General features: G+C 40.2%; 23 protein-coding genes. 13 read left to right on the forward strand and 10 right to left on the reverse strand.

The window, feature by feature from the left end; genetic code table 11:
- Positions 1-337: 337 nt before the first annotated feature.
- The 5 genes from JFU56_RS10480 to JFU56_RS10500 all read left to right on the forward strand — a co-directional run bounded on the left by JFU56_RS10480 (position 338) and on the right by JFU56_RS10500 (position 6,543).
- Positions 338-1,720 carry a Na+/H+ antiporter NhaC family protein gene (locus JFU56_RS10480; RefSeq protein ID WP_198437235.1) on the forward strand — a complete coding sequence of 461 codons (1,383 nt, stop codon included), beginning with the start codon at positions 338-340 and terminating at the stop codon, positions 1,718-1,720.
- Positions 1,721-1,909: 189 nt separating this feature from the next.
- Positions 1,910-4,783 carry an HD domain-containing phosphohydrolase gene (locus JFU56_RS10485; RefSeq protein WP_198437236.1) on the forward strand — a complete coding sequence of 958 codons (2,874 nt, stop codon included), beginning with the start codon at positions 1,910-1,912 and terminating at the stop codon, positions 4,781-4,783.
- Positions 4,780-5,667 (forward strand): aromatic amino acid DMT transporter YddG, encoded by an 888-nt coding sequence (gene yddG / locus JFU56_RS10490; protein ID WP_305798243.1) that lies wholly within the window; start codon positions 4,780-4,782, stop codon positions 5,665-5,667. The genes JFU56_RS10485 and yddG overlap by 4 nt, the downstream gene beginning before the upstream one ends.
- A 54-nt stretch (positions 5,668-5,721) precedes the next feature.
- Positions 5,722-6,027, forward strand: a complete 306-nt coding sequence (locus tag JFU56_RS10495) for an NIPSNAP family protein (RefSeq protein ID WP_198437237.1) — start codon at positions 5,722-5,724, stop codon at positions 6,025-6,027.
- 21 nt (positions 6,028-6,048) lie between these two features.
- Positions 6,049-6,543, forward strand: coding sequence for a GNAT family N-acetyltransferase (locus JFU56_RS10500; protein ID WP_198437414.1), 495 nt, complete (start codon positions 6,049-6,051; stop codon positions 6,541-6,543).
- Positions 6,544-6,624: 81 nt separating this feature from the next.
- On the opposite strand, the gene JFU56_RS10505 is transcribed toward JFU56_RS10500, so the two are convergent.
- Positions 6,625-7,896, reverse strand: coding sequence for a diguanylate cyclase domain-containing protein (locus JFU56_RS10505; protein WP_198437238.1), 1,272 nt, complete (start codon positions 7,894-7,896; stop codon positions 6,625-6,627).
- Positions 7,897-8,252: 356 nt separating this feature from the next.
- Here JFU56_RS10505 and JFU56_RS10510 point away from each other — a divergent pair, with 356 nt between their 5' ends.
- Positions 8,253-8,693: a YccF domain-containing protein gene (locus JFU56_RS10510; RefSeq protein ID WP_198437239.1), complete on the forward strand. Its 441-nt coding sequence runs from the start codon at positions 8,253-8,255 to the stop codon at positions 8,691-8,693.
- A gap of 113 nt (positions 8,694-8,806) precedes the next feature.
- On the opposite strand, the gene JFU56_RS10515 is transcribed toward JFU56_RS10510, so the two are convergent.
- From JFU56_RS10515 to JFU56_RS10540, 6 genes are all read right to left on the reverse strand, one after another.
- Positions 8,807-10,048: a leucine-rich repeat-containing protein kinase family protein gene (locus tag JFU56_RS10515; protein ID WP_198437240.1), complete on the reverse strand. Its 1,242-nt coding sequence runs from the start codon at positions 10,046-10,048 to the stop codon at positions 8,807-8,809.
- A gap of 127 nt (positions 10,049-10,175) precedes the next feature.
- Positions 10,176-10,982, reverse strand: coding sequence for a siderophore-interacting protein (locus JFU56_RS10520; protein ID WP_198437241.1), 807 nt, complete (start codon positions 10,980-10,982; stop codon positions 10,176-10,178).
- A gap of 21 nt (positions 10,983-11,003) precedes the next feature.
- The gene (locus JFU56_RS10525) at positions 11,004-11,765 is read right to left on the reverse strand and encodes an ABC transporter ATP-binding protein (RefSeq protein WP_198437242.1); all 762 of its coding nucleotides are present in this window, start codon (positions 11,763-11,765) and stop codon (positions 11,004-11,006) included.
- A 37-nt stretch (positions 11,766-11,802) separates the two neighbouring features.
- Entirely contained in the window at positions 11,803-12,759 is a 957-nt protein-coding gene (locus tag JFU56_RS10530; RefSeq protein WP_198437243.1) for an iron chelate uptake ABC transporter family permease subunit, read from the reverse strand.
- Positions 12,752-13,687, reverse strand: a complete 936-nt coding sequence (gene vctD / locus JFU56_RS10535) for an ABC transporter permease (RefSeq protein ID WP_198437244.1) — start codon at positions 13,685-13,687, stop codon at positions 12,752-12,754. The genes JFU56_RS10530 and vctD overlap by 8 nt, the downstream gene beginning before the upstream one ends.
- A 12-nt stretch (positions 13,688-13,699) precedes the next feature.
- On the reverse strand, positions 13,700-14,605 hold the full coding sequence (locus JFU56_RS10540; RefSeq protein ID WP_198437245.1) for a siderophore ABC transporter substrate-binding protein: 906 nt from the start codon (positions 14,603-14,605) through the stop codon (positions 13,700-13,702).
- A 266-nt stretch (positions 14,606-14,871) separates the two neighbouring features.
- Between JFU56_RS10540 and JFU56_RS10545 the strand changes: the two genes are divergently transcribed.
- A complete protein-coding gene (locus JFU56_RS10545; RefSeq protein ID WP_198437246.1) occupies positions 14,872-15,270 on the forward strand; it encodes a DOPA 4,5-dioxygenase family protein in 399 nt (132 codons plus the stop codon).
- 18 nt (positions 15,271-15,288) lie between these two features.
- Here JFU56_RS10545 and JFU56_RS10550 read toward each other — a convergent pair whose 3' ends face one another.
- Complete coding sequence (locus tag JFU56_RS10550; protein WP_198437247.1) at positions 15,289-15,654, reverse strand: hypothetical protein; 366 nt, start codon at positions 15,652-15,654, stop codon at positions 15,289-15,291.
- Between the two features lie 277 nt (positions 15,655-15,931).
- Here JFU56_RS10550 and JFU56_RS10555 point away from each other — a divergent pair, with 277 nt between their 5' ends.
- Both JFU56_RS10555 and JFU56_RS10560 read left to right on the forward strand, forming a co-directional pair.
- Positions 15,932-16,141 (forward strand): hypothetical protein, encoded by a 210-nt coding sequence (locus JFU56_RS10555; protein ID WP_198437248.1) that lies wholly within the window; start codon positions 15,932-15,934, stop codon positions 16,139-16,141.
- Between the two features lie 284 nt (positions 16,142-16,425).
- Positions 16,426-17,085 carry a glutaredoxin domain-containing protein gene (locus tag JFU56_RS10560; RefSeq protein WP_198437249.1) on the forward strand — a complete coding sequence of 220 codons (660 nt, stop codon included), beginning with the start codon at positions 16,426-16,428 and terminating at the stop codon, positions 17,083-17,085.
- A 103-nt stretch (positions 17,086-17,188) separates the two neighbouring features.
- Here the strand turns inward: JFU56_RS10560 and JFU56_RS10565 are convergent, their stop codons facing one another.
- Entirely contained in the window at positions 17,189-17,464 is a 276-nt protein-coding gene (locus tag JFU56_RS10565; RefSeq protein ID WP_198437250.1) for a DUF3622 domain-containing protein, read from the reverse strand.
- 317 nt (positions 17,465-17,781) lie between these two features.
- Here JFU56_RS10565 and JFU56_RS10570 point away from each other — a divergent pair, with 317 nt between their 5' ends.
- The 4 genes from JFU56_RS10570 (at position 17,782) to JFU56_RS10585 (ending at position 21,941) form a co-directional block, all read left to right on the forward strand.
- On the forward strand, positions 17,782-18,228 hold the full coding sequence (locus JFU56_RS10570; RefSeq protein WP_198437251.1) for a hypothetical protein: 447 nt from the start codon (positions 17,782-17,784) through the stop codon (positions 18,226-18,228).
- Positions 18,229-18,445: 217 nt separating this feature from the next.
- Positions 18,446-20,500, forward strand: coding sequence for a protein-disulfide reductase DsbD (locus JFU56_RS10575; protein ID WP_198437252.1), 2,055 nt, complete (start codon positions 18,446-18,448; stop codon positions 20,498-20,500).
- Positions 20,501-20,556: 56 nt separating this feature from the next.
- Positions 20,557-21,330 carry a DsbA family protein gene (locus JFU56_RS10580; RefSeq protein WP_198437253.1) on the forward strand — a complete coding sequence of 258 codons (774 nt, stop codon included), beginning with the start codon at positions 20,557-20,559 and terminating at the stop codon, positions 21,328-21,330.
- A 113-nt stretch (positions 21,331-21,443) separates the two neighbouring features.
- Positions 21,444-21,941, forward strand: coding sequence for a protein disulfide oxidoreductase (locus tag JFU56_RS10585; protein ID WP_198437254.1), 498 nt, complete (start codon positions 21,444-21,446; stop codon positions 21,939-21,941).
- Here the strand turns inward: JFU56_RS10585 and JFU56_RS10590 are convergent.
- Positions 21,938-24,781: a methyl-accepting chemotaxis protein gene (locus tag JFU56_RS10590; RefSeq protein ID WP_374221042.1), complete on the reverse strand. Its 2,844-nt coding sequence runs from the start codon at positions 24,779-24,781 to the stop codon at positions 21,938-21,940. The two genes, JFU56_RS10585 and JFU56_RS10590, sit on opposite strands and share 4 nt — an antisense overlap.
- Positions 24,782-24,938: the final 157 nt, after the last annotated feature.

Consider the following 24,938-nt stretch of genomic DNA (forward strand, 5'->3'; position numbering starts at 1 on the left):
CCGATGTAAACTAGCCTACAATCACTCTGCAATCCCCCCATAATAACTCCCAGTTAGCACCGTCATAGCAAGTCATACTCCTCACGACATAAAATACCATATAATATAATTAGAAAATTAATATAATTTTTGTTGACACAAAATCAAATCGGGATTAAATTCCGCTCGATGTTTTCACGACCCTGTCCCAAGCAGTGTAAACAAGCGCCAGCAACCTCCTACCCGCTGGTGTTTTGCGCATGTAAAGCAGCATTAAACTCAGATAAAAACACCTGTTCCATTTGAGTCTTTTAATTTACTTAGCCGTTTTGGCTCTATTTTAGAAGGATCTTAAAGCATGTCAGAAGCGACAGCCTTAAGTCTTATTCCACCTGTGGTGGTTTTGGTGTTAGCCGTTGTATTACGACGTCCTATCCTTTCGTTGGTTATTGGTTCATTTGTCGGACTCATGTTAATTGAGTCTACTAGTGCGTTAACCAGTTTTTCTGCGATATCCCTCTCTGTGATGACAGATGAGACTATCGGTTGGCTTATTTTAGTCTGCGGCGGTTTTGGTGCCCTCATTGCGTTACTCGTTAAAACGGGTGGATCGATGGCATTTGGACGTTATGCGATGAAATTTGCCAAAGGGCCTAAATCGTCTTTGTTAATGACATTTTTATTAGGCGTCGCTATTTTTATCGACGACTATTTAAACGCATTAACGGTTGGCTCAACAATGAAGCGCGTGACTGATAAGTTTAAAGTGTCTCGCGAAATGCTTGCTTATGTTGTTGACTCTACTGCGGCACCTATTTGTGTATTAGTACCCTTATCGACATGGGCTGTGTTTTTCGGCGGTTTACTTGTCGACAACGGTATTGCTGCTGAAGGGCAAGGCATCGCGGTCTACATGGGGGCAATTCCTTATATGTTATACGCGTGGCTTTCGGTGATCATGGTGATATTAGTGATTGTCGGTATCGTGCCTGAATTTGGGCCGATGAAGAAAGCACAGTTAGCAGCTGCGCAAGGTGTACCGGCTTTGGTTCAAGTTGATTTAGACGAGATCCAAACCTCGGATGAATACGCACTTAAAGCCATTGAGGATGAATTTAAGCATGCTGACGACACTGGTAAGTTACATAACTTTGTTGTGCCTATTCTATTGTTAGTTGGCTTTACTGTGTATTTTGACATTGATGTTTTAATGGGGCTGTTAGCGACATTAGTCATTACATTGCCGTTTTATGCCGTGCAAAAAATCATGCCTTTAGCTGAAATGATGGAGCAAATGATTGATGGTTTTAAATCGATGTTACCGGCGATTTGCACCGTTATTGCTGCTTTTATTTTTAAAGATGTGAGCGATCAATTACTGTTGTCACAATATGTAATTGAGAATTTAACGCCATTTATGACGCCGAAATTATTACCAGCAGTGGTATTTTTATCTATGTCTATATTAGCGTTTGTTACTGGTTCTAGCTGGGGTATTTTTGCCGTTTCTATTCCAATTGTAATGCCGTTAGCACAATCGCTTAATGCGGATATTCCGTTAGTGATTGGTGCACTATTATCGGCATCATCATTTGGCAGTCAGGCTTGTTTTTATTCTGACTCGACGGTGTTAGCGGCGCAAGGTTCTGATTGTAACTTGATGAGCCATGCTATAACGCAATTACCTTATACATTGATTGCGGCTGCGGTTACGTTTGTCGGATTTATCTGGCTTGCTTAATCGTTAAACGCTGAATCAATAATTAAAGGTGCCGTATGTACGAATACGGCACCTTTGTTAGATAATTAACATTCGTTCTCCGCAAAGATTTAAAATACAGCTTAATGAATTTTAGCAGAGCATTATTACTGCTTAAATTTAACCCTCCTTATTTAATATCATTAATTTACAATTATTGAGCGTTTAGCCATGAAAAAATCTCTCTCTTTTAGAGCGTTTATCACAACTGTCTGTATCGCTATTATCTTATTGTTGAGCATTGTGCTAATTCGAGTCAGTATTAATCATTCACGTGAAGTGACTACCAGCCTTTCTGAAGATATAGTTGCAAGTCATGCTGAAGCGCTGACAGGCCGAATTGGCTTATTGGGTACGCCTTTGGCTACCTTGCTTGATACCTTAGCGTTTACCGATTTTGTCCATTCCACATTAGACGTAAAAGACCGTGTCTGGCTGGGAACATTAGCTAAAATATTGGCTAAAAGTCCGCATTTATCAACACTGTATTTTGGCGATGAAAACGGTAACTCCTTTGTTGTTAGGCCCATTTATGATGCGAGTGATCGTGGGCGGTTAAGTGCGCCTGAACATTCAGTGATTATGGTCGATTACAATCAGTTTAATGGCGAGCAAACCCGTATTTTCTTTGATAGAAATATGTTAGTTATTACCGAGTTTCTTTATGATAACGAAAATTATGATCCGCGCGTGAGACCTTGGTTTATTGAAACTAAACAAGGTGGCAATATCAACGTGACAGAACCGTATTATTTTTACTTTTTCAAGCATTTTGGTATTACTTTTTCGCGTCGTTCGCTTGATGGTAAGAGTGTGATAGCGGCTGATTTCACGCTTGATTCACTTAACGATGTCATGGCTGAAATGGCCTATTCAGCAGATTCTAAAATATACTTATTTACGGCGAAAGAAAGCCTATTAGCAAGCAATCAAATAATTAAAACAGATGATCCCACCAAAAAAGTAGAGTTAAAGGATTTGGGGTTAAAAGCGTTTATTCCAAATTTAAGTCATGTGAATAGAGCTAAGGGTGAAAGCCGTCGTATTAATTGGCAAGGCCAGGAATGGCAGTTAATCATTACCCCGATGGTGATGAGTGAATATGAAATTTTATACTTAGTGAACGTAGTCTCGTTAGAGTCGGTACTGGCGGATTCCAATGATTTTTATAATGACTTATTGTTGATCTCTTTAGCCGTGGTGGTGTTATCGCTATTGATTGTGATCATGGCGACTCGCCATGTGGTTCGTCCGCTAACGTTTCTAGCTAAATCATTGAAAGATATACAGCGATTTAGTTTTAAAAGACGTCCGTATAAGAGTTCCGGCATCACAGAAATAGATCAAATAAACGAAACCATGCTGATGATGGAAGAAGTGTTATTTAACTTTATTCAAAACCTGAAACAGGTCGCACGCTCAACGGCGCCAGAAGAGATGTCATCGTCATTGGTGTTGCAGGTTCAAGATATTTTAAAATCAGATGATTGCTTGCTGTTTACGAACTCGTTGCAGTCTCGAGCTGAGTTTTCATTAGCCGCAAAAATGGGTGAATATGGCCAGATGAATTTACAAGCACTGTTCGACAGTAATCCTGCTGCTTTTGAACAAACTATATATGAGTTGAGCTCAAGTGAAATACAATTGCTGTCAACGCAACATCACGCTGGTTTTATTATGCCGCTGTTTAATCGCAATAAGCAAAATATCGGTGCGCTGTTGATTTGTTTTAACGACAAAGTGAATGCTGATATTCGTGGTCGACTCGCATTTGTGCAAGAATTTATCGGTTTTAACGAACTGGTGTTAGAACACTTAGAAACAGCCGAGGCACAAACGAATTTATTCCATGCTTTTGTGATGATGACCGCCAGTGCCGTTGACGTTAAGTCAGCTTATACCGGTGAACATTGTAAGCGTGTACCTGACATTACGCAGATGTTGGCGGAGAAGATGGTGGCGGATAAGGGGACATTTGCAAACTTTGATATGAATAAAAAGCAATGGGAAGAGCTGTTGTTGGCCGCTTGGTTACATGATTGTGGCAAGGTATCAACACCAGACTTTATCATGGATAAATCGACCAAGCTGGAAACTGTTTATGATCGCATTCATGAGGTCAGAATGCGCTATGAAGTGCTAAAACGTGATGCCGAAATAGGTTATTTAGAATCTGTACTTGAGGGTAATGATAAGCTAGATGCACAAGCACAATGTGAGCAGCTAAAACTAACGTTGGATAATGAGTTTGCTTTTGTCGCAGATTGTAATCTCGGCAGTGAATTTATGGCGGATGATAAGATTGCACGTTTGGAGCAACTCGCACAACGTACCTGGTTACGTACTTTACCTGATGATATTGGCATTTCTCACCAAGAAAAAGTGAAAAAAGTAGCACAACGATTACCTGCAGTTGAAACTGTACTTACTAATAAAACTGAACATTTATATGCTTGGGATGAGAAGAAGAAGTTGCAAGTTAATGGTTTAAGAGACTTTAAAATCAAGCAGCCAATGTATCAATATAACCGTGGTGAGTTATATAACTTAGGCATTAAAGCGGGGACGTTAACAGTGGAAGATCGTTACAATATTAATGAACATATCGTGCAAACTTATATGATGCTAGATCAACTGCCATACCCTGAGCATTTAAAAAATGTTCCGATTATTGCCGGTAGTCATCACGAACGTATTGACGGTAAAGGTTACCCATTAGAGTTGGCTGGTGAACAGATACCGTTGCAAGGCCGCATCATAGCGGTCGCTGATGTTTTTGAAGCCTTAACGGCATCAGATCGTCCCTACAAAGAGGCAAAACCGTTAAGCTTAGCGCTAAAAATCATGGCTAATATGGTAAAAGATAAGCACCTAGATAGGGAATTATTTGACTTGTTCCTAACGACTGGCGTATACAGTCAATACGCAACCGAATATTTACCATCGCAGCAGATTGATATTGTTGATATTGATAGTATTCGTGGCATTTATCTTCCAACGAACGATGACGATTCATTGAGCGCTAAGCAAAAGGTTACCACTTGATCAACACCCATAAATTTACCCTCGCAGGCTGTTTAGCTATTTTATTATGGAGCACTATTGTTGGGCTTATTCGTAATGTAGCGGAGCAGCTCGGCCCGATTGGTGGCGCAGCTATGATTTATACCGTTAGTTCGGTATTTTTGTGGGTGTTTTTAGGCGCACCTAAGCTGAAGCTTTTTCCTCCTCGCTATCTCCTGATTGGTGGTGGCTTGTTTGTGAGTTATGAAATTTGCTTATCACTAGCGCTGGGTATGGCGAATGATCGCACCCAAGCTGTAGAGATGGGGGTGATTAATTATCTATGGCCTTCGTTAACTGTGTTGATGGCGGTGTTTATAAGCAATAAACCAGTTAATAAACTCTTGTATCCTGCTATTGCGTTGTCATTCTTTGGCGTTGCCTGGACGGTTGGCGGTGATGAAGGTATTTCGATTAGTCAGCTCACAAGTAATATAGCCACCAACCCAGCAAGCTATTCTATGGCATTTTTTGGTGCCTTTATTTGGGCATTTTATTGTAATATCACTAAGAAACTGGCTAACGGTATGAACGGCATTACCTGGTTCTTTATTGGTACAGCGATAGCGCTGTGGATAAAGTATTTTATCAGTAATGAACCCGCGATGGAGTTTACTACCGAGGCGACGTTTGATTTGTTACTTGCCGGTATTGTCATGGGCAGTGGTTATGCGTTGTGGAATATTGGTATTCTCGGTGGGAATATGGTGTTTTTGGCGACGTTGTCGTATTTTACGCCTATTTTATCGACATTTTTTTCAGCGATGATACTTAATATCGAACTGACGACCAAATTTTGGCAAGGTGTGGTGATGGTCACTGTCGCCTCGTTAATATGCTGGTGGTTGACGCGTGAAAAGTCGTAATAATGTCAATCTTGATATGAGAATATAAACATCACCTAAAGGGAGTTAGCATAGATGATAACTTGTTATGTAAAGTATGTGATTGATGCATCGAAGGTTAAAGAGTTTGAAGAATACGCTAAAATGTGGATACCGCTTGTAGAGACATTTGGCGGACAACACAGCGGTTATTTCTTACCTTCAGAAGGGGCGAGCAATATCGCATTGGCTTTATTTTCGTTTCCAAGCTTAGCGGCTTATGAAGAATATCGCCTTAAATCAGTAGATGACGATGCATGCATTAAAGCGTTTCAATTTGCAGAAGATACAAACTGTATTGTGAGTTATGAACGTAGCTTTTTTAGACCGGTATTTAGTTAGTGTCATACAGGAGTTATAGTGATGCTAGTTACTAGGCAGCTTAACTTACGTGCGTTTTCGCTATCTGATAAAGAGACTATGATTCATCTATTATCAGATACGGATTTTATGGCTTATTCGCCAACGGGCGTGATGACGATTTCTCAAGCTGAGCGCCGTTTTAGCTCACTTTTAAGTGCATTTAAGGATCATGGAATAGGTAAGCTGGCTGTGATTGAACGGTCAAGCGGTGATCTTATTGGATATTGTGGAATCGAGTCATTTGAATACGAAAATGCTACCGCAGTAGAGTTAGGTTACCGTTTAAAGCTCTCAGCTAGAGGTAAAGGTTATGCGTTTGAAGCGAGCAAAGCTGTATTAGCATTTGCTACGCAACTTGGCTATCAGCGAGTATTTGCATTTACTGAACCTGATAATACCCCCTCTCAACACATTCTCATTAAACTGGGATTCATGCTCCGTGAGCAAGGTGTTCATCAAGGCATGCCAATCCAATATTTTGAAAAGCTTTTTTAACTTATCCTATTAATATAATTCATTAAAATATGCCCTGTTAGAACTGTATTTATTTCCGAATTTAGCTGAGCATATTTAACGTCACTTTTTATTTGGCGTGTAAGGCTTATTAACCCATTGATCTCGGCCTAGAGACTTTGCTTCATAGAGGGCATCATCAGCGGCTTTAACGATGTTTTTAATCGTCGGTTCATTAAGCTCTTTCGCGAGCGTAGCACCGATACTGCAGGTTATCTGGATATCAGGTTGTTTTGGTATGTTAACTTGTCTGACACTCTCTAGTACGCGCTGTATTATATTTTCTAACTCTTCGTTTGAGACATGCTTTAAAATAATCGCAAACTCTTCCCCACCAATGCGAGCATGAAAATCGTTATCTTCAGGCAGTATTGCTGAAACGGCTTTTACGGTTGCCACTAAACATTCATCACCTACGTCATGGCCATATTGATCATTAATTTGTTTAAAGTGGTCGAAATCATAAATGATGATCGCTAGCGGTAGGCTATTTGAACATTTCTGATTGATGATATTGTCACTGAATTCTTCATATGAACGGCGGTTGGCAATTAATGTGAGTGAATCGGTATACGCCATTTTATTTAATATGGTTGTGCGCATTTTTACTTTTCTGTCTAATTCTCGAGATAGGTGATGGGTTCGCTTTAAGGTGATAAACATGCATAGCAAGCTGATCACAGAAAAAGCCATAAAGATAATATAAGAGTATTGCACTGTTGAGGCGAGGGCATCGTCACCGCCATCTAAGGGGAGGGTGACATCAATCGCGCCGCGGATATCACCGACCTGCCAATCTTTTTTGGGACTACCTGGATGGTAATTATGACAATCGACGCAGCTTTGTTCCATAAATATCGCTTCAGCGTGACGTAGTACCGTCATTCCGCCTAGCTCTTCTATACGTTCAAATACCGGTGTTTCAGTAGTCAAGTTGCTAAGTGCGTCATGTTGAAAGTCATCTTGTGGCCCGCCAGTCAGCATTCTACTTTTAAATGGATATTGGCTATAAGTATGTAATATAAGCCCTTCATTGGGGTTAGAGATACTTTCACCTAGCTCAATAGCGAATGTTGTCGGGTTAGGAATTGAGAGTGGTTTACCATGGTAGAGCGCTTCAACAGTAATGTCCGGGTGCGTTCTTAATGATGCAATATTTGCGCTATACGAAGTACGCGCTAAGTTGACGGTATGCGCGAGCGCTTCTGCGGTACGGCTGGCTAATACTGCTGATGCTGAATATTGAAGTTTTTGTACTGCAAATAAGGAGATACTGGCCATCAACATGAATAGCACACTGAAAAAAGCAATGGTGTGTGTTTGGGTGATCTTCATGTGACTTTACCCGCTTCAATGTTGAGGTTTTGGTTTGTAAATGCAATAGTAATTGATTTATTAAAATATTATTGTGTAAATTACACATAGGGTGACACACGGCACAGATATTCCTTGGCGTGATTGGTTAACATAAATTATCTTGTCGTATTTTATGTTAACCAATGGAATGCTCAAAAAGTACACGTTAATCTTTGCTGCTAGCTATAATGTAATCATTATTTTTAGTATTTAGTTTGAATTTAAGCGAGGTATGACTGTCTAAAATCTAGGGTCTAAAACCACAAGGCTTAAACTTGTAGTATTAAATACAGTACTTAGCCATTTATTATTTATTCAGAGGCGTAGAGGATAATATGAGAACAATCGGTAATATAATCTGGTTTCTGTTTGGTGGTGCGGTCATGGGGTTAGCATGGGTACTATTTGGCGTATTAGCGTTTATTAGTATTGTCGGCATTCCATGGGGGCGTTCTTGTTTTGTTATTGCTGGATTTTCTTTTTTCCCGTTTGGTAAAGAGGCCATATATCGTGATGAACTAACGCGAGCAGAAGATATTGGAACTGGTAGCTTTGGTTTTATTGGTAATGCGTTGTGGTTTATTTTTGCGGGTGTGTGGTTAGCACTTGGGCATGTAGCGTCGGCCATAGCTTGTTTCGTGACGATTATTGGTATTCCGTTTGCCTTGCAGCATCTAAAATTAGCGGTTATTTCATTGGCGCCAATAGGGCAGACTATTGTTGATAAAGACGTCGCAGCAATGGCGCGTTATAAGAACAACAAGTTTAAGCTGTAAATTCACATAATTAGTCGCTATTAACTCGTTAACGATAAATAGACTTCACGCACCCGTTTAACCTCTTACTCTGCGGTTGGGTCAAACAGGTGCTTCCTTCATTGTTAAGCTATCTACTGTGTTAGGCGTTGTGTTAGGCGCGTAAATGCTTCACTATCGTGATCTGTTTCAACACTCACACTTAATAAATCATCAATAAAGTGCAGTAATGCTCGATTCTCAATTTGTTTCACTTGCGCTTGCTGTGTTTCCGTTAGCATGTGATACATGGTTGCTGCGCCAAAATCACCAAAGATGATATTCGCATCCACATCAAACAGGGTATTGTGCGCGTACAGATCACCGTGACAAACTTGATTGTCGTGTAAATGGGTAAACACCTCATCCATTTGCGAGACGATCTTGTCAATTTGAGTGATAGATAAAGTAAAGTCAGTTGGGAAAGTATCACGCGTACAACTGTTAAAGCATGGTGGTAGCCCCAAGTTAGCGTAGTGTGCAGGGATCAAATTCATGATCAGGGCTAAGTAACCGTCTTCTTTTACTTGTGCTAATGATTGTACTAAGCTCGGGTGGTTACCTACTTTTAAACACGCTTGTAACTCATCTTCAGGATAACCATCACTGGTCACAGCACCTTTAAATACTTTGACTGCAACTTCGTCTGGGAACTCTGTTTGTTGTCCATTCCAAACTGCTTTTGAGATCACGCCTGATGCGCCTTGGCCAAGTACGTTTTGTAATGTATAGCTTGATGAGGTTAACTGCGGCACGCTATCAATCGATACGTTAGCTTGGCTAAATGGATTACCAGAAAAGGCAAACCAAGCCAGTTTTGGTAAACCGAATAGCTGCTCTGGGCATTCAGTTAGGCGGTTAGCTGAAATACGCACTAGCTCTAGGTTATGACACTGAGACATTGTCTCTGGTAGAGCTGTCAAACAATTACCTGCTAGAGCAAGTTTTTGTAAACGCGGGCGTTCACCTAATGAGTCCGGTAATACTTCAAGACGGTTATCCGTTAAGATCAACCAGCGTAATTTCACTGGTAATGACGTTTCCGGTACTTGGTTAATCTGGTTTGATTTAAAGCCAACCATTTCTAGGTTCGGGCATTGACCCAGTACTTCAGGCAAGGTGACAAACTGATTGTTTGAGGCAAACAAAATCTTTAACTTTGTTAACTGTGCAATCTCTACTGGCAGCGTTGTTAACTGGTTATTTGATAAGTCGAGGATCTCTAAACTATCGGCAAGTGACAAGATTTCCAGAGGAAAAGCGGTTAGGTTTTCTGATAATGTTAAACGCTTAATACCTGTTAGTTCACCAGATTTTAGCTGAGATAGAGTATGCAAAATGATTTAGCCCGTTGTTAGAATGATACAAAACGGGGGCTAGTTTACGCGAAAATTAAGTGAAAAGGGGGATTAACAAGATATTCTCATTAATCCCGTTTAATTTTTCGATCTTAAAATGAAATGATTAAGCACTTAGCTGCGCTTCATTATCATTACGTTTCGCTATTTTATGACCGTCTTCAGTGCAACCTGCTTTCCAATAGCTGCTGATATAGAGATTGTCTTTATCGACAGCTTTTTCATTTCTGAAGTATTGGCGTAATGCGCGCATGGTTGAAAATTCACAAGCACACCACACCGAGACATCACCTGATAACCAAGCTAATGCTTGTACTTGGCTGGCTAGCTCTGTCTCAGTTGAATTCGCGAGAACCCAAACAACTTCTATGCCATCTGGTTTGATTAAGGTTTGCTTGTCATCTGTATGGTTAATTTCAATGACGGCATAACCTTCGGCTGTCGCAGGGAGCTTGTTGAGTTGCGCGGCTAATGCCGGTAGCGCAGTCATGTCTGCCACTAAAAAGTACCAATTCACGTGCAGGTTTATCGGTTTTATTTCCCCTGGGCCTGCTATTGAGATGGAATCACCAATGCGCGCTGATTGCGACCACGCCGCGGCAAAACCACCGTGTTCACTTATTGTTTGTTCATTAACACCATGTCCATGACGAACGAAATCAACGTCAAATTGATCGAGTGAGTGGCGTAAATGGCGGATGGTATAAGTTCGCATTTTAGGACGGGTGTCTGCCGGTAATGTTGAAATGTCTGTCTCACCTTGTTCAGTGAATAATAGCTTAATATAACCACCCTCGGCATCAGTGGGGAAGTCAGACAAATCATCAGCCTGAAAACTAATACGTTGCATGTTTGGTGTTATTTGTTGGCTGTCTATTACTGTGACTATTCTACCGTTTGGTTTCTTACTCATATTAACCCCCTTAATGATCGGCTATTGCCCGTAGTACATGCAAATGCGCTTACCATTGATTTCGTGAATATCAAAATCAGTGTCATAAATTGCTGATAAGGTTGCTTGGTTGATGATTTCTGCAACCGACCCATTAGCGACCACTTTACCTTTTTTTAGCGCGACGATATTGTCTGAATAACAAGAGGCAAAGTTAATATCGTGGATCACAATGACCACCGCTTTACCTAACTCATGCGCTAAGGTTTTAATGTTTTTCATTATTTGTAATGAATGCTTAATATCTAAGTTATTCAGTGGCTCATCCAAAAATACATAATCAGTATCTTGTGCCACGACCATGGCGATAAAGGCTAACTGACGTTGACCACCACTGAGTTCATCAAGGTACTTGTTTTCAATCGGGGTTAAATCTAAGTAGCCGATCGCTTTGTTAATGACGTCATTGTCGTTAGCCGTTAACTTACCCTGACTATAAGGATAGCGCCCAAACGCCACTAATTCTCGTACCGTAAAGCGCATATTAAGATTGTTAGACTGGCGTAATACCGCGAGTTTTTTTGCCAGTGCTTTGGTGTCCCAATCTAATACGTCTTGGTTGTCGATAATGACGTTACCACTGTCTTTATTTAATAAACGGCATGCCATCGACAATACGGTACTTTTACCTGCGCCATTGGGGCCAATAATAGAAGTGACTTGGCCTTTAATGAATGAGGCTGAAGCTTGATCGACAACTTTGTGTTGGCCAAATGATTTAGATAAATTAGTTAATGAAATCACGTTTTATATACCCTAATTGCGATGATTTAATCGCTACCTATTGAATTTTTTGTCGAACAAGCAGCGATAAGAAATACAAGCCGCCCACAAAGTTGATCACGACACTTAGCGTGGTCGAGAAGCTAAAGACATTTTCGATGATCCATTGCCCTGATAGCAGCATCGACATAGCCATTAAGCTACTTGCGATGAGCAATGTTTTATGACGATAGGTACTAAAGAACTCTTTGGTTAAATTCGCGACCAATAAGCCAAAGAACATCACAGGGCCCACCAAGGCTGTTGATAACGAGATCATGATGGCAACCAATATCAGCACTTGCTTGGTGATACGTCGTGTATCAACGCCTAAGCTAATCGCATTGTCATTGTCTAACCAAAATACGTCTAATACAGGCGCGAGTTTGAATAGTAAGGCACTGACGATAAGTAACGGTATCACGCATAAGTACACCAGTTCCTGGTTGACGTTATTAAAACTGGCAAACATGCTTGCTTGAATGGTTAAGAAGTCATTGGGGTCAACCAGCATCATGAAAAACGATGACACATTATCAAATAACTGACCGAAGATAACGCCAAGTAATAACAAGGTTATGACGTTACTCTTACCATCATTTCTGGCGAAGTAAAAACCAAACAACAATAACGAAAAGCCCACCATGATGGAAACCGACAAGACAAAGTTAATAAATGGATTTAATAGCAATACACTAAAACCGCCAAAGATAACCACGACCAATACTTGAGTCAGTAAATACAAGGCATCAAAGCCCATAATACTGGGGGTTAAAATACGATTATGGGTAATGGTTTGAAAGACCAATGATGATTGGGCAATGGCAATGCTAGCGATGATCATGGCTAACACTTTCGGCACGCGACGTGATAAAAAGTATTCATAGTTTGAAGCATCTAAGCCAACGCCGATGAATAGAAACGTGAAGAGTACCGTGATAGCTGCCAGTCCGGTGAGTTTCATTGCATCAGACATTTTGTTTCCCTTTTACAATGAAGAAGATAAATACCACACCACCCAATATGCTGATGATCATTGAAATAGGGATCTCGTAAGGGAAGATGATCACGCGACCAACCACATCACAAAGTAAAATCAAAATAGCCCCAATAATAGCCGTTAGCGGAATGTTCTTACGTAAATTATCCCCATAAAATTGCGCGACTAAATTAGGTACGATCAGACCTAAGAAAGGTAATTGACCGACGATCATCACGACAGATGCAGACATAATAGACACAAGCATAATGCCGATGAAGAGTACTTGTTTGTAATTCAAGCCTATATTGGTGGCGAAGTCTTTACCCATCCCAACCGCTGATAAACGGGTTGCGTACCAGTAGCTGATTACGGAGATAGGCAGGGCGATATAAAGTAACTCGTAATTACCTTGCAAAATGCTGGCAAAGTTAGCCACTGTCCATGCTGATAGGTTTTGTACTGCATCATATTTATAAGCGACGAAAGTGGCAGCGGAAGACACCACATTACCAAAAATAATACCGATGAGCGGAACGTAAATGGCGTTTTTAAATTGGATCCGATGGATAAACTGAATGAATAGCAGGGTGCCCGCAATCGCCATACCAAATATCAGTAATAAGCTATCACCATGACCAAGGAATACCAGACTTAAGACATAGCCGAGCATGGCACATTCAATCGTGCCCGAGGTCGATGGTGATGCAAACCTATTTTGACTGATTTGCTGCATGATCAAACCTGCAATACTCAGCCCTGCGCCAGATAACAAGATAGCCAATAGGCGGGGTAATCGACTGATTAACAGCAGCTCTATCGCATCAGTATCACCACTTAAAATAGCCGCGAAAGAGAGGTCTGCGACACCGATAAATACCGAGGCGATACTGAGAATGACCAGTACAAACAATAACTTTTTCAAGGTAAGCCTCAATTACAGTGCGCGTGATTGCTGCATATCTTCAATCATTTGGTCGGTTGCCGTGACACCTGACAGGGCAATATACCAAGCGTTAATGTCTAAGTAATTTAGCTTATCGTCTTTATACGCTTTGGTTGATTTAACTAATGGATTAGCGAACTCTTCGCGGGTACGGCTCTTGTCTTTATTAATCAATTTGTCTTTGTCGATGATGAAGAGGTTAGCTGGATTAACGTTACTAATAAATTCATACGAGATCAGGTCGCCATGACGAGATTCTTTAATATTAGGCACCGCTTCTTGGAAACCAAAATCACGATAAATGGCAGAAAAACGCGACAGTGCACCAAACGTAGTGATATTGCCGCCAGCGCTCATTACCGTTAATGCTTTAACGTCATTAGTTTTATTGTAAGCTGCGATTTCAGTGATCTTAGCATCAACACTGGCGATTTTAGCTTCTACTTTTGGCTGGATTTCAAAGATGTCACCAAGCATACGCCATTGTTGTTGGGTACTTTGCCAATAGCCATCTGATTCTGGTGCGAACATTACTGTAGGGGCTATTTTTGATAGTTCTTTATAAGATTCGACCGCGCGAGAACCGATGATGATCACATCTGGTTTTTGCATGTAAATGGTTTCAAAATCAGGTTCGTTTAAGCTACCTGAAGACGCGAATTCTTTGCTTTTATATTTCAACAAATAATCTGGCATCGTTGTCGCTTTACTTAATGCTACGGGCTTAATACCAAAATAATCTAACGCATCTAATGTACCGGTACCTATCACGACAACACGCTGAGGGTTAGTCTCCAATGTGGTTTTACCTAATTGATGGGTAACTGTGATGGTTTCTGATAAAGCGTTGGCTGAGAATAATAATCCAAAGAAAGTAGCTACAACTGATAGTTTCATATTACTGTAAATCCAAATGATAATTGTTCGTATTCTTATATCATATAGTAAAACAAACCCCAATGACTAGTAAATTATAGGTAAAGAATGTAAATTCAAATCCAATGTAAAGCACTGTAAGTTAACGTCATTTAGTGTTGTTTTATGTTGGTTTTAACGGCGTGGTGTTAACTGGAATGTGAAGAAAGTAAAGGATGTATTAAGGCCATTATAACTGTGCTATCTTGGCCGCGTTGTTTTTAACGCTTTAATTCTATGAGGTATTTATGAGCTCTATCACCCATACTGGAATCTACGACTTAACGAATGCACTGAGTAATGGCCTAAGCCATGATTTAAGTAATAGCCACGACAGTTATCATGCTCATTTCTATTTTGATGAGTCATCGCTGGCATTAGCCACTGCATTACGCACTACTATTCGTGATGAACTTGGCTTAGAAATAGGTAATTTAAATACACGGTTGGTGGGGCCTCATCCACAATGGAGCTTTGCAGCAACGTTTAGTCATGATGATTTTGATACTTTCGTCCCTTGGGTTAAAGCAAATAGACAGGGACTGACCGTGTTGATACATGCAGTGACAGGCGATGATTTAATTGATCATACCGAGCATGTGCATTGGTTAGGTTCACCGATTAAACTTGATCTGTCTGGCTTTTAATATCGGTGAACTCTGAGGTTATTTTTGCACTAACCAGTTGATGCCTGAAATATGTTTCGGGCCTTCTAAATCAACTAAGATCTCGGTTGGATCGTCGGGATTAATTTTGATTGGAAATGCTTTTTTTGGTGCAAGTCTTGGTTCTAGTCCTGCACTAGGATAAATATCATCTTGATCTAGGGTGCCATTGTAAAGCTTATGATCATATGAATAGGCAATATCAATGAGTACATCATTATAATCATCATATTCTTGGCTGATCACAATCGCATTTGATGGTGTCCAATCATCTGTACCACTAAAAATGAAAAAATACACCGCAGCCATCATTACGATAAAAGAGATTAATGCGGGTTTATTCTGTATTGCAATTTTGTCCGACATACTACTACAACTTCCTACTATTTATTGTCCATATAAAATATAGCGGAATGTTATATTAAAACCATGCTTAACACTATTAAATCCTTGCGGGTGAACATATCCACATGTTATTTCTGATCTTGCATTAGCCGTTGAAAGTGAAGGCTCATTTACGCTTATTACTTGCTCTACTTAGCATTGATATTTCAAACAATATATTGAAACCAAACAGCAAACAGCCTACCATCACAAAATGTGAAGCAAACTTAAACAATGTACATTTATAGAGAGTATACACATGCAAAATGATGACCTTAAAGCGCTGTTAAATAACATCCAATCGGCAGTAAATAATGATGCTGTTTCTGGAAACAATATAACAACTTATGCACTATCAGATGAAGCCTTTACTGAAGAAGTACTTGATGTACTTTCTGAAAATTTGAAGGGTTACAAAGACGTTCGAATTGACGGCAGCAATTTAGTGTTGACTCATGCTGATAAGTAACATTACTTAGCGTAAATAAGGGGGCTGTTAACAGTCTCTTTATTGCTACTATTATCAGAGTTACATTTCCACTTCGGAATTTCTATTTCTGCATTAAACCTTAAAGTTAATACTCATCTCATACTATCCCCTTATTGCTTGGCCTACTCACAATTCGATACACTGCTGCCCATTAACAATTTGTAAGATATTGACCTGTTTCACGCGTGTTATTTCACCTTCTAAATGGTTAAAGTCGTAAGTGTGGATCATGGATGCTAGGAATGTAGAAAGGATGAATGGATATGAATAAATTGATTGTGCTGATAGTCGTGGCCGCGTTTATGAACCACTATAACCCAAGCCTATTTAATTTTATTTGGCAAAAAGATGGGGCATTTAACCCCAGTGGCACCGCAAGAGCATTATTGTTTGTGCATGACGAATGTGGCGCGCCGTGCAGTGCAGCGTTAGAACACCTTAAAAGTAAGTCAATAAAGCCTGAAATCATAGATCTAAAAGATAATCCTGAAGGTAGAAAGCAGTTACAGCAGTTCGTTGACAGTACGATGCTACCGGTATTGGTCGTGGGTAATAACATCTACAGCGGTTTTAATGCACGTAGCTATAATGAGTATCTATACGAAATAAAAGGCGACAGTGTTTTTAGTTGGCGAGATAAACGTGTTTACAAGCAACACTTCGATGAGTTTAATCAACCTAAAGTCGTTATTTACAGTCGTCGAGGTTGTAGTCGTTGTAGTGACCTGCGTGATAGTTTTGATTCATATGGTATCGAATATATTGAATGGAATATTCATAACAACAGTGAAGCGAAAACCCGTCATAGTATCCTAGCAAAAGCATACGGCGGCTCAAGTGATGCGTTATTGTATGTAGGGACAAGAAGGATTGAGGCATTCGAAGTCGGTGGTGTGTTGCAGGCGATAGAGGATTTAATGTAAAGGCTTAATACTACTGTCTTTATCTCTATTGTTCATGCAAATAGTCCATCGCTAATATAGGATAATTAGCGATGGTACAGACCTTACTTATATCAATAGGATATTAAGCGTTGTCTTCTGATTCTTCAGCGCGTTCTTCAACATTATCTTCAACGCTTTCTGAAACTAAGCGGATACGACGTGCGTTACGGTCTATTTGGTTTTGTAAGAAACCTTTTAATTCAGTCTCAGCCCAAATTTGTGCTTCTGATTCTGAAGCAAAACCAGCTTGGCTTTTTGATACAACTGTTTTTTTAGATGTGATTTTTCTAACTATTTCAGCAGTCCAAGAACCGTCTACTAATACCAAATTAAAATCGTACTTTTTGCCTTTAGCCATGAGTCTATTTCCTAGCGATTATTAAGTGTGATGTTTTTTTATAAATGGTGTTTTTTCATTCTACTTAATCATCGCGATACGTTTTGTTATCAACACTGGATAAAGAGAAATGAACTAGAGGCGGGATTCTAGGCTAAAATCACAAAAACACCAGCAGTTAATTAAATTCATCACTAGATTTTAGTATATATCGACCATTTTTAATCATTTTTCGTAAAGAAGGGTAATTTTAATGAGCCAGACTTGTGATATTTCACTATTATCGGTAAAAAGATGCACTATGAATAATCTAACCATAAGCTTAATTACAAACATATATGCGTATTACTAAACCTACAAACAATGCCAATATTAGCTTGCTATTAATAGTAACGTTTTTGGTTGCTTGTATGGTTAACAATGCTTATACGTTTAATAAGCCGGTTGTTAATGCTGAACAGTTTCGTAATGATCCGCTAAATTCTCAGGATAATTTACAACATAATTCACAAGGTATTTCACAAGAGAACTCGACAGTCAGTACGGTTGTTAATGCTGAACTTTACGATGCTAGTTACCTAGATAACAGTGATGGCGTGTGTAAGTTGACCGAAAAGCTATTGCAGAAAGCCAGTACCCACATGGATGAACTGGTAATGGTCATATTGATGATCATTATGTTTAACCATTACTTCATGCGCCAAACACCGAATACTGTGTCCCTCACCACTCGGCTGGTTCCTTCACAACGCCGTCATCTTATTTTGTGTAAATTCGACGAGTAATACTCTGTCCTACCTTCGCTATAGAAAATGCACGACTAAACATATCTATTTATATTAACTGTTTGATATTAAGTGTTTAAGTCTTTTCTGTAACTCAGGTATATTAACGAACTATTATGCTGATCTGTAGACACTGTCTGCTGATTCGCAACCGACTTAATACAATTGGTATTGAAGTATCGTTACGATAGCTTTACGTACTTTTTGGAGACATGATTTGAAGATAATAAAAGCCTTATTTGTAACTTGTTTACTGTTTATCTCGACGAGTATTTCGGCGCAGACAACAGGCTGGTTGCAAGACCCGTCACATCCACCTATCCAGTTACGCTTTATGCTGACAGGGCAAGTGGATAAAACCAATAATACTGTTCCTGCAGTACTTGAAGTAAAACTTTCAGGTGATTGGAAAACCTATTGGCGTTCACCTGGTGAAGGTGGTATAGCACCAAGTATTGATTGGAAAAATTCAAGCAATCTGGTTAATAGTGATTGGCAATGGCCAGTGCCGAAACATTTCTCATTGCTTGGATTGGAGACTTATGGTTATACCGATACCGTTAGCTTCCCAATGCAACTGCGTTTCGAAGACATTCATAAGCCGTTGGAGTTAGCCGGTACATTAACCTTATCTTCATGCACAACGATTTGTGTGTTAACAGACTATGATATCAATATGTCGGTTGATATTAACAATCTGCAAGCTGATGCTGAAGCGATGTTTTTGTATAACAAAAGTATCGTCGAAGTACCGAAAAAAGTAGATGATAATAATGCGATTGAGTTGCTATGGGATCAACAAAAAAGCCAGTTACAAGCAAAAGTATCAGGTTATGACTGGACTGGAACACCGACATTATTAATTGATGGTGATCTTGATACTAGCTTTAAGCTGGTGGCTGTTGATCAAGTTGCGGACACTATAACGGCTGTGTTTGATGCAAGCAGTTGGTTAGGTAAGGTGGAATTAATTGATAAGCCATTAAACTTAACGGTCATCGACTCTGAGCAAGCATTAGAATTTTCGACGCCTGTTATTGCTGGGTTCGTTACCGTTACAGGCGAATCTTTAATTGGCATTGTACTTTTTGCGTTATTAGGTGGTCTGATACTTAATATTATGCCTTGTGTTTTACCTGTACTAGGTATGAAATTAAGCACTATTATCGATGCACCCCGTGTTGAAAAAGGTAAAATTAGACAGCAGTTCTTTGCATCTGCAGCCGGTATTATCGTGTCGTTCTGGTTACTTGCTAGCTTTATTTTCGTGCTTAAAGTGTCAGGTCAAGCGATAGGGTGGGGTATTCAATTCCAAAGCCCTTGGTTTATTGCCGTCATGGTGGTGATCACGGCTGTGTTCTCATTAAATATGCTTGGCGCATTTGAATTTAGCTTATCGTCAAATGTACAAACGAAACTGGCTACTGCTGGTGATGACAGTAATCGTGGCCACTTTTTACAAGGTATGTTTGCGACCTTATTAGCTACGCCATGTAGTGCGCCATTCTTGGGTACGGCAGTTGCTTATGCGTTTGGTGCTGATACGCTGAGTTTATTTGTTATCTTTACAGCGCTAGCTATCGGTATGGCATTGCCGTGGTTGTTAGTTGCAACTTTTCCGAGTCTTGTCAGTCTATTACCTAAACCTGGTCGTTGGATGGGGTCGGTTAAAACTGTGTTTTCAGGATTGTTAATGCTGACCTGTTTATGGTTAGTAACCTTGCTTTCAAGCTTCTTGCCGACGTTAGTTATTTACGGTGTATTCAGTGTTGTGAGTCTTATCTTTATTGGCTTTATGATCAAACTGAAAGGTAAGCGCGCGGTGCTTATTAGCGTTAGTGTTGGTTTATTGATTGGTAGTGCTGTCGCGCTAGCAGCGTCGTTAACCACGAGTAAATGGTCAAACGGTTTACCTGAAGATTTAGCATGGCAAGAACTTGATACGGTACGTATCGAACAGGAAGTTCAAGCAGGCAAAACGGTATTTGTAAATATCACAGCTGATTGGTGTATTACCTGTAAAGCTAATAAGATCGGCGTGATTTTACAAGATCCTGTATACAGTAAATTGCAAAGCGAAAATATAGTGCCGATGGAAGGCGATTGGACTGTTCGTTCTGAAAAAGTTACTAATTATTTACAAAACAATGGCCGCTTTGGGGTGCCATTTAATATCGTTTACGGCCCGAAAGCGCCAAACGGTATTCCACTACCGGTTATTTTAACTGACGATGCGGTGATGAATGCGATTAAACGCGCGAGTGGTGAATAATCATTACAGCTAATCCCATCTTAATGGGTTAAACAAATTTTATAATAGGAATAATCATGAAAACGAAATTATTAACACTATCAAAGTCTATCACTGGTGCTCTTTCAATCGGTATTCTAGCAACACAAATGGCGTGGGCAGCTCCGGCTACAACTGAAGCAACTGCAATGCCACAAGCAGAGTTTAATCAAATGGTAAAAGAAGCTTTGGTTAATAATCCTGAGATCTTAAAAGCCGCTATTATTGCGCTGCAAGAAAATGAACAAAATAAAGTGAAAGAGCAGCAAGGAAAAAGCTTAAACGACAATTACGCAGCGTTGTTTAACAACAAAATGGACCCGTGGATGGGTGCTGAAAATCCAGAGCTAACGATTGCTTACTTTACCGATTTCAATTGCCCTTACTGTAAGAAAATTGAACCGCTACTTGATAGACTTGTAGAAGAGAATCCTGAAATACGCGTGGTGTATAAATTAGTACCTATCTTAGGCCCAAGCTCGAAAGAGGCGACGGATTTAGCGCTGACAGTATGGCAGAATGAACCTGAAAAATTTGCAGAACTGCATAAGAAATTGATGTCGCGTCCAAGTCGTTTAGATAGTGAGGCGATTGCTAAAGTCGGTAAGCTCACGGATACAGAAGAGTGGTTGGACGATACTGGTAAAAGTGTTGAAACGACAATTAATACAAGTATGGGCTTGATGCGTGAATTTGGTCTGAGTGGCACTCCTGCACTTGTTTTTGCTGACCAAATTGTGGGTGGTCTAGTGCCTTATGAGCAACTAGAGAAACAAGTTAAGGCGGCATTAGCGGCGAAACGTAACAAATAATAAGCGTTTTTTACCAATTACATTTAATGAGTCATTCGATATTGGGTGTAATTGGTATCGCTATCAATAGCGGTATTACTATCGATATTGATATTGTCAAAGGAAGTGATTAAATGAAGCAACGACTACTTGGTTGGACCAAGCAATTAGTTATATTTTTGTTGTTAGCGCTGGTTATTACCACTGCTGTCGATGTATGGCGTGGTAAAGATCTAGCAAAAGATAACCCTCCCGCATTAGTTAGCACGACATTGAAAGGTGAAGCGGTCGATCTTGCTGAGTTAAGTAAAGATCAAGCCGTGATTGTTTATTTTTGGGCGACCTGGTGCCCTGTATGTAGTTTTGTTAGCCCTGCTGTTGATACTTTGTCGGAATACTATCCGGTAGTGACGGTGGCATTAAGTTCTGGTGAAGATCTGCGGGTGACAAAATACATACAGCATCATGAGTATGACTTTGATGTGATCAACGATAAAAACTATGATTTGGGTAATGACTGGAAAGTGAAAGTAACCCCGACCATCTTAATTGTCAAAGATGGTGAGGTTAAATGGCTAACTACCGGATTTACCAGTTTACCTGGGATCTGGTGGCGTTTAATGATGAGTTAAAACTCATCCCAATTGTCGTTATTGGATAATGCGGCGATTGCCTTGTCATTGGATTGCTTTTTCTGCGCCGTCACTGGCAGAGCGGTTGGTTGCTGTCCACTGCGCTGGTGGCGGTTCGCATTCCGGGTACCTTGCTGACGTTGTGTACCTTGATGCTGCGGTACATTTTGCATTTGTCGTTCTTCTTGCTCTGCTTGTATTAGTTTAAAGAACTGGATTAACTGGGTCATGTGATTGACCTGTTCAGACATCGCAGAACTTGCTACTGATGCTTGCTCGACAAGTGATGCATTTTGTTGCGTCACTTCATCCATTTGATTCACGGCTTGGTTAACTTGTTCAATACCGCTAGATTGCTCTGTTGCCGCATTACTGACTTCAGCAATCATATTGGCCACGTGTTCAACTGAATGTACTATCTCTTGTAATGTATCTCCCGATTCATTGACTAATGAAGAACCTACTTTTACTTTTTCAACGCTGTCGCGGATCAGGTCTTTAATTTCTTTCGCGGCATCGGCGGAGCGTTGTGATAAATTGCGAACTTCACCTGCAACAACCGCAAAACCACGACCTTGCTCACCTGCTCGGGCTGCCTCTACGGCTGCATTTAGTGCCAGTAGATTGGTTTGGAAGGCGATCTCATCAATGACACCAATAATGTCATTGATGCGGTTACTCGCAGTCAAAATCTCTTTCATTGCGGAAACCGCTTCTTGTACGGTTTTACCGCCATTTTGGGCTTTATTTTTGGCTTCGGTCGCGAGTTTATTCGCTTCATCTGTATTCGCTGCACTTTGCTTCACGGTCGCGGTGATCTCTTCCATGCTCGAGGCTGTTTCTTCTAATGAGCAAGCCTGCTCTTCCGTACGTTGACTTAGATCTGTATTACCCAGCGCTATTTCGTGTGATGCGGTGCTTACGGTATCAGCTGATTCGCGGATCTGACTGATAATGGTGGTTAACTTATCGATAGTGTTGTTTGCATCATTTTTGATTTGTTGAAATTCACCATTGTATTCTTGTTCAATTGATTGCGTTAGGTCACCTTCAGACATGCGTGAGAACAAGCCGCCGATATCACTGACAAACAAAGATGAGCTTTCTAGTAATTCATTTAAACCACTGCTTAACTTGGTAAAGAATTCATTCTTACCTTCAAGGTTAATGCGTTTGGATAAATCTCCGTTTGCCGCGGCAGCTACAATTTCGTCAATTTCCTGTTCAATGGCCAGTTCAGCGGTTTTATCATTCCATTCCACCACGGTACCGAGACGTTCATTGGCTGCGTTGGTAACAGGGTTTAGGGTGAGCTGCATTGTTCTGCCACCAATTTTGATATTTGCTTGATGGGTTGATGATAATCCTTGCAGCATTTGCTGTTGATGTTGTGGACGTTTATGGAAAATATCAATATTCGCACCGAGTAACTTTTCAACATTAAAATCAGGTAAGTCTTTTTTGATGTCTTTCTCTGCGTTAGTAAGCAATTTACTTACGGAATCATTCATGTAGATAATATTACGTTGGCCATCTGCCACCATGACATTGGCGGTGACATTGTCTAGGGCATTCTTGATACGTAGGGCTTCTTCCGCAGTTAAGCGTGACTCTTGAATATCAAAGTTAAGCTTGGTTTGAGTAATGTAAATAGCTTGGAACAGTTGGCCAAATTCACTGTTATGGCGAATTTCAAATTTATTCTCGTATTTACCTTCGTTAATATGATTGAAAATACCAATTAGCTGCTTGATTGGTTTCATGATTGTGCGGTTTAGTACAATCATTAAAAGCAAGGCTAAAATGAGGAACGTGACGAGTCTTTCTGCTCCTAAACTGATAAAGGAATCATTGATTTGGGTATGCAGGGTATTCGTGGTCTGCTGTGTGAGGGAGGCGTAATTTTGTTGTAATAGTAGAAGCGCATTAAGCGCAGGTTTGCTATCCACTTTCACACTGCTATCAATTGCCTTAATTCCTGCACCGCTGGTAATGAGAGATTGGACGCTATCGAGATTCTGACGGTATTGTTTTGCAACATTAACGATGTCTTTTAGTGCATTTTGTTCTTTTGCACTAATGCCTGATAAAGCTTGGTAATGATTGACCTGGTTTAGTAGGCTGGTATAGCGTTGAATAAATGTTTGTCTGTAAGCCTCATCTTGACGCAGAATATAATTTTTGAATTGATGGACAATACCGCCATAGCCTAATGATGCGGTAATTTCATTGATGACAGTGCCGCGTGCAGAAATATTAGCTTGATAGCTATCCCAAGCTGTATCAATTTTGTGTACGTTATTATATTGAACAAGCGCTCCAGCCACGAAGATAAGGGCAATGAAAGTCGTTAATATGGTGAGTTTGGCTTTCAACCCTGTATTCACTAGTAATGTCTTGAGCGTGACAAGTGGATTTCTACGCGGGACGTTATCGCTGTTCATTGCCTGATAGGTGAGTTCAGCATCTTTCACTTCTTGTTGAGTCGGCTTTGTTCTTACCGACATAAATTCGATAACTTGGCCATTTTTTTTAATTGGGATGACGTTTGCAACGACCCAGTAAAAATCGCCATTTTTAACCCTGTTTTTAATGATACCAGTCCAAGGTTTACCTTGTTGGATTGTTTCCCATAAGTCTTTAAAAGCGGCTGGTGGCATATCTGGATGTCTAACTATACTATGACTTTTACGTAATAATTCAGCCTCAGTAAAGCCACTAATTTCAATAAATGCCCTATTTACGAAGGTGATAGACCCTTTTAGATCGGTCTTGGAGACAAGGATATCTCCCTCTTTCATAAATTGTTCCGTATCTGTAATTGGCATGTTGATTTTCATTGCCATAGCCTCCCGCTTGAGTAAGTTCCATATCCCCAATTTGTATTGGGTATAAACAAACCTAGCTATAAATTGGTAATTGGAGAGGCTTTGGTGATACAAAACAGATAAGTGAGAGGTAGATCTATAAAATAGCTCACTTGCTTTAAATTACGCG

The organism is Moritella sp. F3, assembly GCF_015082335.1.
GTDB lineage: Bacteria > Pseudomonadota > Gammaproteobacteria > Enterobacterales > Moritellaceae > Moritella.

Coding starts and splice junctions, on each gene's coding strand:
- JFU56_RS10480 (WP_198437235.1), top strand. CDS start 338: ATGTCAGAAGCGACAGCCTTAAGTCTTATTCCACCTGTGGTGGTTTTG.
- JFU56_RS10485 (WP_198437236.1), top strand. CDS start 1,910: ATGAAAAAATCTCTCTCTTTTAGAGCGTTTATCACAACTGTCTGTATC.
- JFU56_RS10495 (WP_198437237.1), top strand. CDS start 5,722: ATGATAACTTGTTATGTAAAGTATGTGATTGATGCATCGAAGGTTAAA.
- JFU56_RS10500 (WP_198437414.1), top strand. CDS start 6,049: ATGCTAGTTACTAGGCAGCTTAACTTACGTGCGTTTTCGCTATCTGAT.
- JFU56_RS10505 (WP_198437238.1), bottom strand. CDS start 7,896: ATGAAGATCACCCAAACACACACCATTGCTTTTTTCAGTGTGCTATTC.
- JFU56_RS10510 (WP_198437239.1), top strand. CDS start 8,253: ATGAGAACAATCGGTAATATAATCTGGTTTCTGTTTGGTGGTGCGGTC.
- JFU56_RS10520 (WP_198437241.1), bottom strand. CDS start 10,982: ATGAGTAAGAAACCAAACGGTAGAATAGTCACAGTAATAGACAGCCAA.
- JFU56_RS10530 (WP_198437243.1), bottom strand. CDS start 12,759: ATGTCTGATGCAATGAAACTCACCGGACTGGCAGCTATCACGGTACTC.
- JFU56_RS10540 (WP_198437245.1), bottom strand. CDS start 14,605: ATGAAACTATCAGTTGTAGCTACTTTCTTTGGATTATTATTCTCAGCC.
- JFU56_RS10545 (WP_198437246.1), top strand. CDS start 14,872: ATGAGCTCTATCACCCATACTGGAATCTACGACTTAACGAATGCACTG.
- JFU56_RS10550 (WP_198437247.1), bottom strand. CDS start 15,654: ATGTCGGACAAAATTGCAATACAGAATAAACCCGCATTAATCTCTTTT.
- JFU56_RS10555 (WP_198437248.1), top strand. CDS start 15,932: ATGCAAAATGATGACCTTAAAGCGCTGTTAAATAACATCCAATCGGCA.
- JFU56_RS10560 (WP_198437249.1), top strand. CDS start 16,426: ATGAATAAATTGATTGTGCTGATAGTCGTGGCCGCGTTTATGAACCAC.
- JFU56_RS10565 (WP_198437250.1), bottom strand. CDS start 17,464: ATGGCTAAAGGCAAAAAGTACGATTTTAATTTGGTATTAGTAGACGGT.
- JFU56_RS10570 (WP_198437251.1), top strand. CDS start 17,782: ATGCGTATTACTAAACCTACAAACAATGCCAATATTAGCTTGCTATTA.
- JFU56_RS10580 (WP_198437253.1), top strand. CDS start 20,557: ATGAAAACGAAATTATTAACACTATCAAAGTCTATCACTGGTGCTCTT.
- JFU56_RS10585 (WP_198437254.1), top strand. CDS start 21,444: ATGAAGCAACGACTACTTGGTTGGACCAAGCAATTAGTTATATTTTTG.
- JFU56_RS10590 (WP_374221042.1), bottom strand. CDS start 24,781: ATGAAAATCAACATGCCAATTACAGATACGGAACAATTTATGAAAGAG.